Here is a 13131-nt window from a genome sequence, read left to right on the forward strand (position 1 = left end):
ACAATATCAGCTATTTTACGTACGTAAAGTATTTCAATGGATTTTTTCTACGTATTTATCCATCTCCAAAGTTATATCTAGCCACATCAACATTCCGTCGATTTGCCCCTCTGCTTTTTGTAGCTTTTTCCCAATATGTCCATCAGAACATTTGTGCTTTTTAGCCAACTGAATGAATGTCATGCCAAACAGATAATAATCGAGTATTCGACTGAGGTCACTGTAGGCATGGATGGAATCGTGAAGTTTCTAGACAAGAAACCACAGTCAACACAACAACAAAGTGGATGGGGACAGCCGCAACAACCGCAGCAACAAGCGCCGCAGAATGAGCCACCGATGGACTTCAGTGATTCAGATATACCATTCTGACCCTTCCCTATGTTATTTAACCAAAGGATATAACCATGAGTATTGACTATGTACCAAAGATAATTATCGGAACAGATATTGATAGCGTAACAATTGATGATGATGAAATAGATGATTTGCTAGATGATGAATATACGCAGCACGGATCATATTTAAGCGGTGAATTTAGTTTTATTGGGAAGGAGCTTTTTATTCATGAGATGCTTCAACCCGACTTCCAATTAAGATTTCGCACCCTGAAAGATGAAATTTCAGAAGAGCTAGGTGTAAGCCCTGATGATATACACATAAGAAATGGCTTATTAATTATGTAATTTAATTACATGGAATATTTGCAAGGATGCAAACAGGAGATAGATATGACTATTGAACAGTTACAAGAAGAAAACACAAAGTTAAAACAAGCCATCACTGATATATACCGCAACTGTGAAGAATGTGAATTTGATGGAAGCGGTACTTATTATGCAATAGAGCAAGACCACGTTAATGATGCGTATGAGCTAGTAAACCCAACGTAATAATTTAACTCGCAGGGATGCAATAAGGAAATAAGCATGACAGATAAAGAGTATAAATGCCATGACTGTGGAGAGGAAACAAAAATAATAGCCGGTACATCAGCAGAGGGATATCACGGTTTCATTATTCAATGCCCTCATTGCGGTTACGAGGCGGGATTATTCAGAACAATCAGGGATGCTGAGTTTATTATTAACAGTAATTTATCGCAGGGATGCAATGAAGAGGAATGAATATGAAAGACAGAATCAAGTTTAACGATGCAATGTTAGCGGCTGTCATGGATGGCAGTAAAACGCAGACGCGCAGACGAATTGAGCCACAGCCAAGGGTAACATAAGAGGAGTTACGAACTCTTGGTGCATGGCAAGAAGGCTATTCACTATCCGAGCAAGTATGTGCAGCGTGGAGGCATGGGTTTGTTGATGTTGATTGCCCGTATGGTGAGATTGGCGACATCATCAACGTTGCGGATAAAAACGGTAATATCAAAGGGAAAATTGAGATTACTGATGTTTGGTTGCAGCAAGTAAATGATATCAGTGAAAGCGATGCTAAAGCTGAAGGGTTCGATGGGAAGCTAAGCGCTTACTCATCTGAGTTTGCTTTGATGTGGAATGCAATATACGGAACTGATAGCTGGATTAATAACGAATGGGCGTGGGTGATTGAGTTTGTAGTTGTAAGTTAGTAAAGTAATGCCTCATATTTTAACTTGGCATCTATTTGATTATGAAAATTAAATGTAGAAAATTTTATCGAATGTTATTCTCTTCAAGTTCAACTCATAAAGGATTAAATATTACATCGCTGTCAGATGATAAATATAGAAATAAAGATTACAACTTTCACTTTATATCCTCAGCGTCATTAACGCTTATATCAGTTACATTTTTCATTGGAATGCTTAGCGTAAATTTGAAATCAATTAATAACCTAGCTTTTATAGAGTTATTTTTATCGATGCTATCATTTTCGATATCTATCGTAATAAATTCATTTTCATTATTTTACTTGTACTTAGCATTAAATAGCGAGCATGATAAAACACAGTTATTAATAGTTTTTAAATATAGATTTTTTGCAGCCATGAAATTAATTTCATTTTTATCACCAGCACTAGGGGTTCTTTTTCTGATATCTTACTTTAATGAATATATAGCTATGGCGTCATTTTTATTACTTATTCTTCTATTGTATTGCTATGGTCGAGTAATAGATAGAGCCTCAAGAAAAGCAACTAACATTATATATAAGTAACCCTGCACTAGCAGGGTTTTTTATACCTAAAATTCAGGAGTAAGCATGGATAAATCAAGGCAGAAATTTGAATATTGGTACTTCAATAATCATAGTCATGAGCAGAAATACCCGCTGCACAAAGATGAAAGCGGAGGGTATTTCTATGATGGAACAAGAAAAGCATGGGTGGCATGGCAAGCATCACGCGAGAGTTTAATTAATAGTTTGGAGCCTGTTGGTTATATATCGGAAGATGGATTGAATTCATTATCAGAAAATAGCGATGCAATAACCTCTTCCAAGCAGCAATATAATAAAGTAATTCCTCTATATAAATTAGATTAAATAACCATGCAAATAATCGGATATGTATTACTCATGCTAATACAGGGTTCTGCTGTGCCTGTTACAGAGCAAATATACACACAGCAAGAATGCGAGAGCCGTGCGTGGCAAATAATGCAGGTGCGGGATGTTGAGATAGTTTGTGGAGAGGTATTCGGTGAGAAAATTATCAACGATGGATGAGCTAATAGAGGCTAGTTACAACGAACATTGCAGAATAATCGTTAATTACTATTTCAGCGGTAGGCATGGAAATAAGAAGAATGAGCCTAAAGTTCCTAAATATAGGAGAGATAGAGTGTTAAATAAATTGGCAAGAGTAGAAATGGGTGAGATATGAAATTTAAAGTCGGCGATAAAGTTTATATTAAACCGTGGCATATTATAGCAACCATTTATTATGTTGATGACGAAGATTCCGCTATTCCCTACTTGGTCGAGGAGGAAGACGGTCAAACATCATGGTGGCATGAGGAAGATTTGGAGTTAATCAATGAATAAATACACAGTAAAGGCTGAGAATGTAAAGCCGAACGACTGCATGATTGTAGCTGGCATCAGCGTTCGAGTGCGTTATTGTTATTATCACCACAGTAGCATCGAGCATATTAAAGGAAAGATAACGTTCGACCTGCAAAGGTTTGAAGATGAACTACATCCACTATGCGATAAAACATTCATGAGAATATCTATGGATTTAGATGAGTTAGTTGAGGTGCTGAGAGATGAATAAATACACCGAACTATCTGACTTCGAGATTAATAAAAAAGTTGCAGAATATACACTTCCTGCTGGGGATTGGTATGTTATTAATAAAAAAACCGAAAATGCTGTTGGGTGCTTTGGAACTTGTAGGTTCGACCCGTGCAATAAATACAATGATGCAATGCCTATCATTATAGGTTACAGAATAAGCATGTATTTTGTTAGTGATAATATCGAATGGGCTGCTCGTGATAGTAATACAGATTATGGTGAGCTTGAATGTACTGATAAAAATTACTGTCGTGCTGCTATGATTTTATTCTTGTTAATGAAGGATGTGGAGAATAATCAATGAAACAAGTTCAAGCAATGACAACGCTAGTATTAATTGATGGTGTTACTTATCAAATAGCATTACCAAAACAATATGTTTTACTGCAAACAAAGCAAGCATTGATGATGGCTACCGAATTCGAAGGTCGATTGGTGAAATGTGACTTTGCAGATTTGCAACCAATGAAAGCCGAAGGCATGCCTTTTAATATTAATCATGGATAGGACATGGAAAATGAATGAATATAGCAAACTAAATGATTGACAGATTAATCAATTGGTGCATAACTATTACGTTTGCAATGGCGAGTTTAATCTTGAGTTCACTCGTCACTCTGTGAGATGGATAAATAATAATTACGATATTACATATAAAAGAAATGAAGCAATAACTAAAATTGATCGTGATTATTTTGAGGATAAAATAATATTTCACATAATTAGAAAATTTAAAATTAACATTCAATGGAGAGATTCAGTAAATCTATCACCGCTAGCTATTCATGAGAAGTTAATAGCAGAAAGTGCAGATATATCTAGAGCTGTTCTAGAGTGCTATTTAATGATTAAAGAAGAAGGTAATTTAAAATGGATATTATCGACTCAGCAAACGAACTAGAGCAATTACATATTAAAGCCGCATTATCAAATCGCAAGGTAGCAATCAAATCATATAACGGAATGTGCATCTGGTGCGAAGAAATACCAGCAGCACCAAATAGCGCATATTGCAGTAAAGATTGTGGAGATGATTATGAAAAATATAAAAGAAAGAATGGAGGTGTATAAATGCAAACAGTCAGAGAATTCGCAAAAAAACACAGAAGAAGTGATGAAACAGTTAGACGATGGATAAACTCAGGGAAAATATACCCTGCACCAACATTTGACGGGTATCAATATTTAATACACCCATCCGCAGAAAAAATAACAAACTACGAAAAGCTTACCCCAAGCATTCTATTAAATAATAACTGCAAACTGTTAAAAAGGATTGAGACAGATGGCAAGAAACAGAAGCCCCAAAAACGCACACTTACCACCTAATTTATATTGCCGGAAAGGTTATTATAGTTACAGGAATCCTGAAACTGGAATTGAGTACGGCATAGGCAGAAATAAAGCCGAGGCAGTTAATGAGGCTATCTCGGCTAATTATCAAATATTATCAGAAAAGATAAAGCCAAGTTTAGTAGAAAGAATGGCTGACTCTGGAGTTATGTTGTATCAGTGGATTTCAGAGTATCAAGAAATATTAAAAAATAGAGATTTGAAGCCTAAAACATATAAATCATATATAAGTAAGCTAAATTCAATAAAAGAATATATTCCGAACATAAGTATATCCCTAGTTACACCTCAATTAATATCTCAATTGATAAATGAAATATCAAAAACAGGTAAAATATCCATGGCTGCTCAAGTGCGTACAACTTCGATTGACCTATTTAGGGAAGCGATAATAAAAGGAATTTTAAAAGATAATCCAGCGGAGCACACAAAGCCTCCAAAAGTGCAAGTATCACGCTCAAGGATGTCATTTTCTGACTATGAATCAATAAAAAAAGAAATATCTGCTTTTGGTGATTTCTATCCGCTGTTAATGGATTTGGCGCTTCTTACTGGTCAGAGAGCTGGTGATGTGTTAAAAATTAAACGAAGTGATATAAAAGATGGTAGATTGTTTATTACTCAAGAAAAAACAGGGATAAAAATAGCAATTCCTCTTACTTTATCCATGCTAAAATTAAGAAAATCTGTCAATGATGTACTGATATCCCCAGTGCTAGACAATAAAACTGAGTATCTATTCATAAACGAAAAGAAAAACAACCTCCCTTATATGACACTATTCAGGAGGTTTAGCTCAGCAAGGGATAATTCAGGGTTAAAATGGCCTGATAAGACCCCTCCGTCCTTTCATGAGATAAGAAGTCTGTCAGCTAGGATATACTCTGAAGAAAAAAACAGTGAGTTTGCGAAAGCGCTACTAGGGCACAAGAGCATGAAAATGACCGCTGTTTACCAAGATGAGCGCTCAAATGACTGGAATTACATTTCGGAATAATATTGAGTGATTTTGGAAAGGCTCCATATAACAAGTTGATATTTAAAAGGTTTATTTATGGATATTTTACTAACACTAAAACTACAAGGAAATTTATTTGCTGATCCTCGCCGAATTTCATTACTAAAGCAAATCCAAGCGACTGGTTCGATTAGCCAAGGAGCAAAACTTGCTGGGATCAGCTATAAAAGTGCATGGGATGCTATCAACGAAATGAATCAACTTGCTGACGATATTTTAGTAGATAGAGCGACCGGAGGTAAAGGTGGTGGTGGTACAACACTCACCCACTATGGTGAAAGGCTACTGCAACTTTATGACCTACTTGCCCAAATTCAACAAAAAGCGTTTGATGTGCTGAAAGACGACAGTTTACCTCTCGATAGCCTATTGGCTGCAATTTCACGTTTTTCATTACAAACGAGTGCCCGTAACCAATTTTTTGGTCGTTTAATTGCGCGTGATCATAACCAAGTCCAGCAGCATGTCAGCGTGTTATTGGCGGATAATAAAACCGTAATCAACGCCGCGTTAACCGAGCAAAGTGCCAACCGTTTAGGGTTGACTGAAGGTAAGGAAGTACTCGCTTTAATTAAAGCTCCTTGGGTGAAACTGAGCAAACAGCCGACTCTCGCTAATGAATTCGATAATGCCTTAAACGGTAAAATAACGACTCTTGAACGTGGTAAAGAAAATAGTGAGGTACTTATTACGCTCTCAGGAGGAGAAACACTGTGCTCAACGCTCAACAACCAAGAAGTCGATAACCAACAACTTAAGCTTAATGATAGCGTGACAGCTCTATTTAATGCCGATCAAGTGATCATCGCCACGCTGTGTTAATCCTTTCACACTTACTTATTTACTTTAAATAGGTAAGTGCTTGCTTCTTTTTTGTGCCTTTCCTCCCTTGAGTTATTGACTTTATCGGCAATCCTGATTATTTGTGGAGAAGACAGATAGGTAAATAACGAATGATAAAAAGAGAATAAAGGAAGTAATATGGCATCAATCACCCTGCATCATAGTAGCTTTAGGCTAAGTGACTCACAAACTCTCGACATTCCAGATTTGCTCATTAATCAACATGAAAGCTGGGCTTTTATTGGTGCCAATGGCAGTGGAAAATCTTCACTGGCGAAAGCATTAACGGGTGAACTCAATCCCTTATCTGGTATTGTGGAAAACAGTTTTCTATCGCCTATACGCCTATCTTTCGAGCAACTGCAAAAAATTATTAATGATGAGTGGCAACGTAATAACACCGATTTGCTCAGTGAAAACGAAGAAGATACCGGATATACCGCAGCTGAAATTATTCAACTAAACCATAAAGACAATGAATATTGTTTAGAGCTCGCCAGTAAATTTGGCATCAGCGACCTGCTTTCACGACGCTTTAAATACCTATCCACAGGAGAAACGCGTAAAGTTTTACTGTGCCAGACACTAATGGGGCAACCTGATTTATTGATCCTTGATGAGCCTTTTGATGGCCTTGATGTTTTTTCCAGAAATAACCTCAGTGAGCTATTGTCCAATTTGTCTGAAAAAGGGCTCACGATTGTACTTATACTCAATCGATTCGATGAGTTACCTGACTTTATTGAAAATATGGGTGTGGTAGCTGACTGTAAACTTACATTATCTGGAACCCGTGAGTCAGTACTTGCTAACACACTAATTAGCCAGCTACAGCATAGTGAAAACCTTAAACATTTAACTATTCCAGAAGTGGAAGATCCCACCGCGCAAGTTACTTTATCTGATGATATTCCCCGCGTGATCTTAAATAATGGTGTAGTCAGTTATAATGATAAGCCCATCTTGCACGGCTTGAACTGGCAAGTTAACCCTCATGAGCACTGGCAAATTATTGGTGAAAATGGTGCAGGAAAATCAACGCTACTCAGTTTAATTACAGGGGACCACCCTCAAGGTTACAGCAATGATTTGACGTTATTTGGCCGTCGCCGAGGAACCGGAGAAACCATTTGGGATATCAAACGTCACATTGGCTATGTCAGCAACAGTATTCATCAAGAGTACCGTGTCGCAACCAGTGTATTAAATGTGATTATTTCAGGATTCCATGATTCTATTGGCTTATATCAAACCCCGTCAGATAGACAAGTACAATTAGCTTATCAATGGCTTGCTCTGCTCGGTTTTAGCAAACAAACGGCTCAACTGCCTTTTCATAGCTTATCATGGGGACAACAGCGATTAGTATTGATTGCGCGTGCACTGGTTAAACACCCTGCTGTGCTGATTTTAGATGAACCACTACAAGGGCTTGATGGTTTAAATCGCCTGTTGGTATTACGCTTTATTGATATCATGCTCAGTCAAGGCACTACGCAACTATTATTCGTCACCCATCACCAAGAAGATGCGCCAGCTTGCATTACTCATCGTTTAAAATTTGTTCCTGATAACGGTCAATATCGTTACGAAATAGAAGAAACCCGATGACCCCACCAGCTATGGCCGCAGACAGTTCGGCCATAGTTAATCTATTGATTATCTATCGATACAATATATAACTGTATAATATTATTATCTTATTTTCATATAATAACTATTTTCTCTATTTTTATCTCGGAAAATGTAACTAAATCATTAGAATGTGCCACCTTCAATAATTCAAATAGATTTTAAAATTTTTTGAGGTTCACTATGACCTGCTGGTTTGTTTTAGCAGCTTCGCTTGCTACACTCGCAACTCATCGATTAACAGCAATATTTTTACTGTTATTGGCTACTGGTATTGCACTGTATACCCATGTTTTAGGTTGGCAAGCCATGTGGCTATTAGTCGCCATTAGTGCAGTTGGCGTGATACGTTGGCGCTTTCAACATCATTTAGCCATCAAAATTGTCAGTGAAATTATCCTTATCGCTTGCGCAATTGGCCTGTTTATTCATGCTTTTTCTGGTTTCAATAATTTAAAATACCTTGATAGGGTCACCGTAGGTGAGCAAAGCTTACCCTTTACCATGTATTTTAATTTTGATAAGGCATTGATGCCATTTATTCTGTTACTTTGCCTACCAAGTCTTTTCACCACAAAAGCCGTCAAAACAGCACAACCATGGCAATGGTGGCTATTAATCGTAGCAGTGCCTGTGTTACTCGTTATTGCCACCCTTGCTGGTGGGCTAGGTTTTGAAAAACATTTTCCTAATTGGCTCCCCATTTTTATCATCTGTAACCTGTTATTTGTGTCACTTGCTGAAGAAGCGCTTTTCCGTGGTTATTTACAGCAAAGACTCACCCAATGGCTCAACTCCCCTTACCTTGCACTTATGATTAGTGCCTTGTTATTTGGTGGCGCACATTTTGCCGGAGGTCCTTTACTGATGCTGTTTGCTACCCTCGCAGGTATCATTTATGGGTTGGCATGGATGTGGAGTGGAAAATTATGGCTTGCTGTATCGTTTCACTTCGGGTTAAATCTAGTACATCTGTTATTTTTCACTTACCCAGTAAAAATGTTTACTGGATAAAAAACAAGCAAATTAGAAGGTGTTTTTCCACTTCATAAGCGAAATTTTTATCCAGTTAGCTCACTTATCATCACTTTTTTGATTTGGTTTGGGTAAAACATCAGTTGTGACTAGCGTTCGGATTCACTATCCCTATAATGTAAGTCAGCAATGATTCATTTTAATTTGAATGTACTGATAGGAGTTTAAGCTATGGCTGTAACTAAACTGGTTTTGGTAAGACACGGTGAAAGTGAGTGGAACAAAGAGAACCGTTTCACTGGCTGGACTGATGTTGAGCTGTCAGACAAAGGCCGCGAAGAAGCAAAAATTGCAGGTCAGCTGCTGAAAGATGAAGGCTTTGTCTTTGATTTCGCATATACCTCAGTGCTAAAGCGTGCGATCCATACCTTATGGAACATCCTTGATCAGGTCGATCAGCAATGGCTGCCTGTTGAAAAAAGCTGGAAACTGAATGAACGTCACTACGGTGCACTACAGGGCCTAGACAAATCAGAAACAGCAGCAAAATATGGTGATGAGCAAGTTAAACTGTGGCGTCGTGGTTTTGCTATCACCCCACCAGAGCTGACTAAAGATGATGAACGCTTCCCAGGCCATGATCCGCGCTATGCAAAACTGTCTAGCGCAGAACTGCCAGTGACTGAAAGCTTAGCAACCACTATCGAGCGTGTTGTTCCTTATTGGGAACAAGAAATCAAGCCACGTGTTGAAGCTGGCGAGAAAATCATTATCGCAGCTCACGGTAACTCACTGCGTGCTTTGGTTAAATATTTGGATAACATGGGCGAAGAAGAAATTCTTAATCTGAACATCCCAACCGCAGTGCCATTGGTTTATGAGTTCGACGAAAACATGAAACCAATCAAACACTACTATTTGGGTAACCAAGACGAAATCGCTGCAAAACAAGCGGCGGTAGCGAACCAAGGTAAAGCTAAATAATTTTAGCCCAGACTGCTGACAAACGTATTCTGTTTGGCGGCAGTCGTTAAGGTTTTTGAAATAAACAGTCAATCAGCCTCTTTTAAAGAGAGGGTTACAGACTGATAGTAAAAAGCCTGACACAGATACGTATCAGGCTGAATAACAAAGTGTTCTTAAATTCATTTATCTGAAAAATAATTAACTGCATTATTAAAGCAGATATCTTGCACAAGCTGACCTAACATCTCTTCATCATTAGGCACTTCACCATTTACTGCCCATGTACCTAACATATTGCATAAAATACGACGGAAATATTCATGACGAGTATAAGACAGGAAGCTGCGTGAGTCAGTCAACATACCAATAAATTGACTTAATAAACCCAGCTGTGAAAGCTGTTCAAGCTGACCTAACATGCCATCTTTTTGATCGTTGAACCACCAGCCCGAACCAAACTGGATCTTGCCTGCGATACCGCCACCTTGGAAATTACCGATCATCGTGGCTAATACCGCGTTATCACGTGGATTTAAACAATATAGGATCGTTCTTGGTAACTCATTACTTTTATCCATTTCATCGAGTAAACGAGAGAGCGGGTAAGCAATAGGGTTATCACCAATTGAGTCAAAGCCACTGTCTGCGCCTAATAATGCAAACATGCGACTATTATTATTTCGTAGTGCACCAATATGTAATTGCATTGCCCAATTTCTTTTTGCGTATTGTTTACCTAACCAAACAAGTACAGCGGTGGAAAATTGAGCAATAGATAACTCATCAAGAGGTTTTCCATTAAGCCTATTTTGTAGAATTGTGTCTAAGACCTTTTCCTCTGGAATTGGTGCATAACGTAGCACTTCTATACCGTGATCAGAGGCGATACAACCATGCTTATCAAAGTGGTTTAGGCGTGCACCTAAAGCTGCTAATAAATCACTAAAACGACTAATTTCAATATCTGCTGTTTGTCCTAATTTATTGATATAATCCACAAAACCATCAAGCTCAATTTTAAACGCTCTATCTGGGCGCCAACTTGGTCGAACTTTAATATTGAAAGTATCATCTTGCGCAATTTGTTGATGATATTCTAATGAATCGATTGGATCATCGGTTGTACCTACCATATGAACATTCATTTGCTGCATAATTCCACGAGCTGACCATTGGGGTTGAGCCAATTTTTCGTTCGCCATATGCCAAATAGCTTCCGAGGTATCAGGGGAAAAAAGCGTGCCAGTAATGCCAAACGGGCGGCGCAGCTCCAAATGCGTCCAATGGTATAACGGATTGCCTAACGTCATAGGAACCGTTTTTGCCCAAGCTTGATATTTTTCGTAATCGCTTGTTTCACGACCAGTAATGAGAGACTCAGGGATCCCTGCTGAGCGCATGCCACGCCATTTATAATGATCGCCTTCTAACCAAATTTGCCCGAGATTCTCAAACTGGCGGTTTTCTGCAATCTCACGAGGGTTCAAGTGGCAGTGATAATCATAAATTGGCATTGCCGCGGCATAATCATGATAGAGACGACGGGCAACTTCATTATTGAGCAAAAAATCTTCACAAAGAAATGTTTTCATATCAGTATCCAATTTAAAGCTGCGCAACGGCTTGGCGCACGCCAAGATCGAGTATTTGTTGATAGGCTAATTTAATCGTCGCCACAAAATGTGGATTTTGAGGGAGCTCAATACCGAAAATGGCATCAATAGCAAGCAAATCATCGACAACAGAAACTGCTAAACCATGCTTTGCATAAATTGCGGCAAAAGTATCAACAAGAGGGTCACGTACATCAATTTTTTTCCCCTGCTCATCTACACCCGCGACATAACGCATCCAACCTGCAATACCCAATGCTAAATGGCGATAACTCGATTGGTTTTCGATATGCCACGCTATGGGATCTAATAAACGCTGTGGAAGTTTTTGACTACCGTCCATCGCGATTTGCCATGTTTGATGTTTCAACGACGGATTCGTAAAGCGATCAATTAAACTATTAGCATAAGCTTTTAAGTTAACCTCTTCAGGCATAATGAGGGTCGGTGCTTGCTCATCCAACATTAATGCCTGAGCAGCACGGCGATAATCGGGGTTAGCCATAGTATCAGCAATATGTGCATATCCACCTAAGTAACCAAGGTAGGCTAAGAAAGAGTGACTACCATTTAGCATTCTTAATTTCATCAATTCGAATGGAACAACATCTTCAACAAATTGCGCACCTGCACAATTCCATTCAGGCCGACCATTCACAAAGTTATCTTCAATCACCCATTGACGAAAAGGTTCGCACGCAATAGCGCAATCATCCTTAACGCCTAAAAGCTCCGCGATTTCAGCCAAAGTTTCTGCTGTTGCAGCAGGAGCGATGCGGTCAACCATTGCGCAGGGAAATGTCACATTAGCTTCTATCCACTCAGCCAATTCAGCATGTTGTAATTTCGCTAACCCTAAAACCGCTTCCCGCGCTACATGGCCGTTTTCACGAACGTTATCACAAGAAAGAACGGTAAATGGCGGCAACTTGCGTTCCGCTCTTCGTTTTAATGCCGCAGTAATATACCCAATTGCCGATGTAGGCTGATTTGGTGTTGCTAAATCTTGTTGAATAAGTGGATTATTTTTATCTAATTTTCCTGTTGCAGGATCGACACAATAACCTTTTTCAGTGATAGTCAGAGAAACAATGCTAACAGAAGGCGAAGCCATTTTTTCAATAATGGCATCAACACCATCAATAAGTGAGTGCATGGCTTCTTTCATCGAGCCAATAATTTTTAATTCTGTATGCGTTTCAGCCTTTTCCGCTACCGTATACAACATGGATTGTTGTTTTAGCTTTTTTATCAAATCAGCACCATGTTTAGACATTAAATTGACTTCACAGTAGCCCCAATCACTGTCTGTTTTTTCTAATACGTGATGAGTATAGAGAGCTTGGTGAGCACGATGAAAAGCGCCACAACCAATATGTACGATGCGGGTGGTGAGACGATCTGTTGTCCAGTTTGGGCGGCGTGCATTAATTGTTGCAGTAACGATATTTTTGTCCATGATGATCCCCTGTTGACAGGCAGTTAATAGTCTT

Annotated in this window: 19 protein-coding genes and 2 pseudogenes; 18 read left to right on the forward strand and 3 right to left on the reverse strand. The window is 38.7% G+C overall.

The window, feature by feature from the left end; genetic code table 11:
* Positions 1-33 precede the first annotated feature (33 nt).
* A pseudogene (locus JI723_RS14965) lies at positions 34-207 on the reverse strand (antiterminator Q family protein); the annotation flags it as partial.
* A 33-nt stretch (positions 208-240) separates the two neighbouring features.
* Here JI723_RS14965 and JI723_RS14970 point away from each other — a divergent pair.
* The 18 genes and pseudogenes from JI723_RS14970 (at position 241) to gpmA (ending at position 10043) form a co-directional block, all read left to right on the forward strand.
* A complete protein-coding gene (locus tag JI723_RS14970; RefSeq protein WP_404826961.1) occupies positions 241-372 on the forward strand; it encodes a hypothetical protein in 132 nt (43 codons plus the stop codon).
* A gap of 35 nt (positions 373-407) precedes the next feature.
* Entirely contained in the window at positions 408-686 is a 279-nt protein-coding gene (locus JI723_RS14975) for a hypothetical protein (RefSeq protein WP_337979539.1), read from the forward strand.
* A gap of 45 nt (positions 687-731) precedes the next feature.
* Entirely contained in the window at positions 732-893 is a 162-nt protein-coding gene (locus JI723_RS14980; protein ID WP_154622819.1) for a hook protein, read from the forward strand.
* A 36-nt stretch (positions 894-929) separates the two neighbouring features.
* Positions 930-1127 (forward strand): hypothetical protein, encoded by a 198-nt coding sequence (locus tag JI723_RS14985; protein ID WP_272581369.1) that lies wholly within the window; start codon positions 930-932, stop codon positions 1125-1127.
* 2 nt (positions 1128-1129) lie between these two features.
* Positions 1130-1585: pseudogene (locus JI723_RS19945) on the forward strand (ASCH domain-containing protein).
* Positions 1586-2199: 614 nt separating this feature from the next.
* On the forward strand, positions 2200-2481 hold the full coding sequence (locus tag JI723_RS14995; RefSeq protein ID WP_272581368.1) for a phiTE_015 family protein: 282 nt from the start codon (positions 2200-2202) through the stop codon (positions 2479-2481).
* Positions 2482-2656: 175 nt separating this feature from the next.
* Entirely contained in the window at positions 2657-2821 is a 165-nt protein-coding gene (locus tag JI723_RS19950) for a DUF7301 family protein (RefSeq protein WP_420704857.1), read from the forward strand.
* Positions 2818-2982 (forward strand): hypothetical protein, encoded by a 165-nt coding sequence (locus JI723_RS15000; protein WP_272581367.1) that lies wholly within the window; start codon positions 2818-2820, stop codon positions 2980-2982. The genes JI723_RS19950 and JI723_RS15000 overlap by 4 nt, the downstream gene beginning before the upstream one ends.
* Complete coding sequence (locus tag JI723_RS15005; RefSeq protein ID WP_272581366.1) at positions 2975-3214, forward strand: hypothetical protein; 240 nt, start codon at positions 2975-2977, stop codon at positions 3212-3214. Before JI723_RS15000 ends, JI723_RS15005 begins: the two co-directional genes overlap by 8 nt.
* Complete coding sequence (locus JI723_RS15010; RefSeq protein WP_272581365.1) at positions 3207-3542, forward strand: phage protein NinX family protein; 336 nt, start codon at positions 3207-3209, stop codon at positions 3540-3542. Before JI723_RS15005 ends, JI723_RS15010 begins: the two co-directional genes overlap by 8 nt.
* A complete protein-coding gene (locus tag JI723_RS15015) occupies positions 3539-3745 on the forward strand; it encodes a hypothetical protein (RefSeq protein WP_272581364.1) in 207 nt (68 codons plus the stop codon). The genes JI723_RS15010 and JI723_RS15015 overlap by 4 nt, the downstream gene beginning before the upstream one ends.
* Positions 3746-4108: 363 nt before the next feature.
* Positions 4109-4309: a TraR/DksA C4-type zinc finger protein gene (locus JI723_RS15020; protein WP_272581362.1), complete on the forward strand. Its 201-nt coding sequence runs from the start codon at positions 4109-4111 to the stop codon at positions 4307-4309.
* Positions 4310-4567, forward strand: a complete 258-nt coding sequence (locus tag JI723_RS15025) for an excisionase (RefSeq protein ID WP_337979540.1) — start codon at positions 4310-4312, stop codon at positions 4565-4567.
* Positions 4524-5588, forward strand: a complete 1065-nt coding sequence (locus JI723_RS15030) for a tyrosine-type recombinase/integrase (protein WP_272581360.1) — start codon at positions 4524-4526, stop codon at positions 5586-5588. Before JI723_RS15025 ends, JI723_RS15030 begins: the two co-directional genes overlap by 44 nt.
* A gap of 57 nt (positions 5589-5645) precedes the next feature.
* The gene (gene modE, locus JI723_RS15035; RefSeq protein ID WP_272581359.1) at positions 5646-6431 is read left to right on the forward strand and encodes a molybdenum-dependent transcriptional regulator; all 786 of its coding nucleotides are present in this window, start codon (positions 5646-5648) and stop codon (positions 6429-6431) included.
* A 159-nt stretch (positions 6432-6590) separates the two neighbouring features.
* Complete coding sequence (gene modF / locus JI723_RS15040) at positions 6591-8063, forward strand: molybdate ABC transporter ATP-binding protein ModF (RefSeq protein WP_319068693.1); 1473 nt, start codon at positions 6591-6593, stop codon at positions 8061-8063.
* A gap of 204 nt (positions 8064-8267) precedes the next feature.
* Complete coding sequence (locus tag JI723_RS15045; protein ID WP_319068692.1) at positions 8268-9098, forward strand: CPBP family intramembrane glutamic endopeptidase; 831 nt, start codon at positions 8268-8270, stop codon at positions 9096-9098.
* 192 nt (positions 9099-9290) lie between these two features.
* On the forward strand, positions 9291-10043 hold the full coding sequence (gene gpmA / locus JI723_RS15050; protein WP_272581356.1) for a 2,3-diphosphoglycerate-dependent phosphoglycerate mutase: 753 nt from the start codon (positions 9291-9293) through the stop codon (positions 10041-10043).
* 161 nt (positions 10044-10204) lie between these two features.
* On the opposite strand, the gene uxaC is transcribed toward gpmA, so the two are convergent.
* The gene (uxaC, locus tag JI723_RS15055) at positions 10205-11617 is read right to left on the reverse strand and encodes a glucuronate isomerase (protein WP_337979541.1); all 1413 of its coding nucleotides are present in this window, start codon (positions 11615-11617) and stop codon (positions 10205-10207) included.
* A 13-nt stretch (positions 11618-11630) separates the two neighbouring features.
* Complete coding sequence (locus JI723_RS15060; RefSeq protein WP_272581354.1) at positions 11631-13097, reverse strand: fructuronate reductase; 1467 nt, start codon at positions 13095-13097, stop codon at positions 11631-11633.
* Positions 13098-13131 lie beyond the last annotated feature (34 nt).

The sequence above is a fragment of the Providencia manganoxydans genome (assembly GCF_016618195.1).
Lineage (GTDB): Bacteria > Pseudomonadota > Gammaproteobacteria > Enterobacterales > Enterobacteriaceae > Providencia > Providencia manganoxydans.

What these genes read in the sequence shown, in the direction of transcription:
- JI723_RS19950 (WP_420704857.1), top strand. Translation starts at nt 2,657, where the DNA reads ATGGATGAGCTAATAGAGGCTAGTTACAACGAACATTGCAGAATAATC.
- JI723_RS15045 (WP_319068692.1), top strand. Translation starts at nt 8,268, where the DNA reads ATGACCTGCTGGTTTGTTTTAGCAGCTTCGCTTGCTACACTCGCAACT.
- JI723_RS15025 (WP_337979540.1), top strand. Translation starts at nt 4,310, where the DNA reads ATGCAAACAGTCAGAGAATTCGCAAAAAAACACAGAAGAAGTGATGAA.
- JI723_RS15000 (WP_272581367.1), top strand. Translation starts at nt 2,818, where the DNA reads ATGAAATTTAAAGTCGGCGATAAAGTTTATATTAAACCGTGGCATATT.
- modF (WP_319068693.1), top strand. Translation starts at nt 6,591, where the DNA reads ATGGCATCAATCACCCTGCATCATAGTAGCTTTAGGCTAAGTGACTCA.
- JI723_RS15005 (WP_272581366.1), top strand. Translation starts at nt 2,975, where the DNA reads ATGAATAAATACACAGTAAAGGCTGAGAATGTAAAGCCGAACGACTGC.
- JI723_RS15010 (WP_272581365.1), top strand. Translation starts at nt 3,207, where the DNA reads ATGAATAAATACACCGAACTATCTGACTTCGAGATTAATAAAAAAGTT.
- JI723_RS15015 (WP_272581364.1), top strand. Translation starts at nt 3,539, where the DNA reads ATGAAACAAGTTCAAGCAATGACAACGCTAGTATTAATTGATGGTGTT.
- modE (WP_272581359.1), top strand. Translation starts at nt 5,646, where the DNA reads ATGGATATTTTACTAACACTAAAACTACAAGGAAATTTATTTGCTGAT.
- JI723_RS15060 (WP_272581354.1), bottom strand. Translation starts at nt 13,097, where the DNA reads ATGGACAAAAATATCGTTACTGCAACAATTAATGCACGCCGCCCAAAC.
- JI723_RS15030 (WP_272581360.1), top strand. Translation starts at nt 4,524, where the DNA reads ATGGCAAGAAACAGAAGCCCCAAAAACGCACACTTACCACCTAATTTA.
- JI723_RS15020 (WP_272581362.1), top strand. Translation starts at nt 4,109, where the DNA reads ATGGATATTATCGACTCAGCAAACGAACTAGAGCAATTACATATTAAA.
- JI723_RS14975 (WP_337979539.1), top strand. Translation starts at nt 408, where the DNA reads ATGAGTATTGACTATGTACCAAAGATAATTATCGGAACAGATATTGAT.
- uxaC (WP_337979541.1), bottom strand. Translation starts at nt 11,617, where the DNA reads ATGAAAACATTTCTTTGTGAAGATTTTTTGCTCAATAATGAAGTTGCC.
- JI723_RS14995 (WP_272581368.1), top strand. Translation starts at nt 2,200, where the DNA reads ATGGATAAATCAAGGCAGAAATTTGAATATTGGTACTTCAATAATCAT.
- JI723_RS14980 (WP_154622819.1), top strand. Translation starts at nt 732, where the DNA reads ATGACTATTGAACAGTTACAAGAAGAAAACACAAAGTTAAAACAAGCC.
- JI723_RS14985 (WP_272581369.1), top strand. Translation starts at nt 930, where the DNA reads ATGACAGATAAAGAGTATAAATGCCATGACTGTGGAGAGGAAACAAAA.
- gpmA (WP_272581356.1), top strand. Translation starts at nt 9,291, where the DNA reads ATGGCTGTAACTAAACTGGTTTTGGTAAGACACGGTGAAAGTGAGTGG.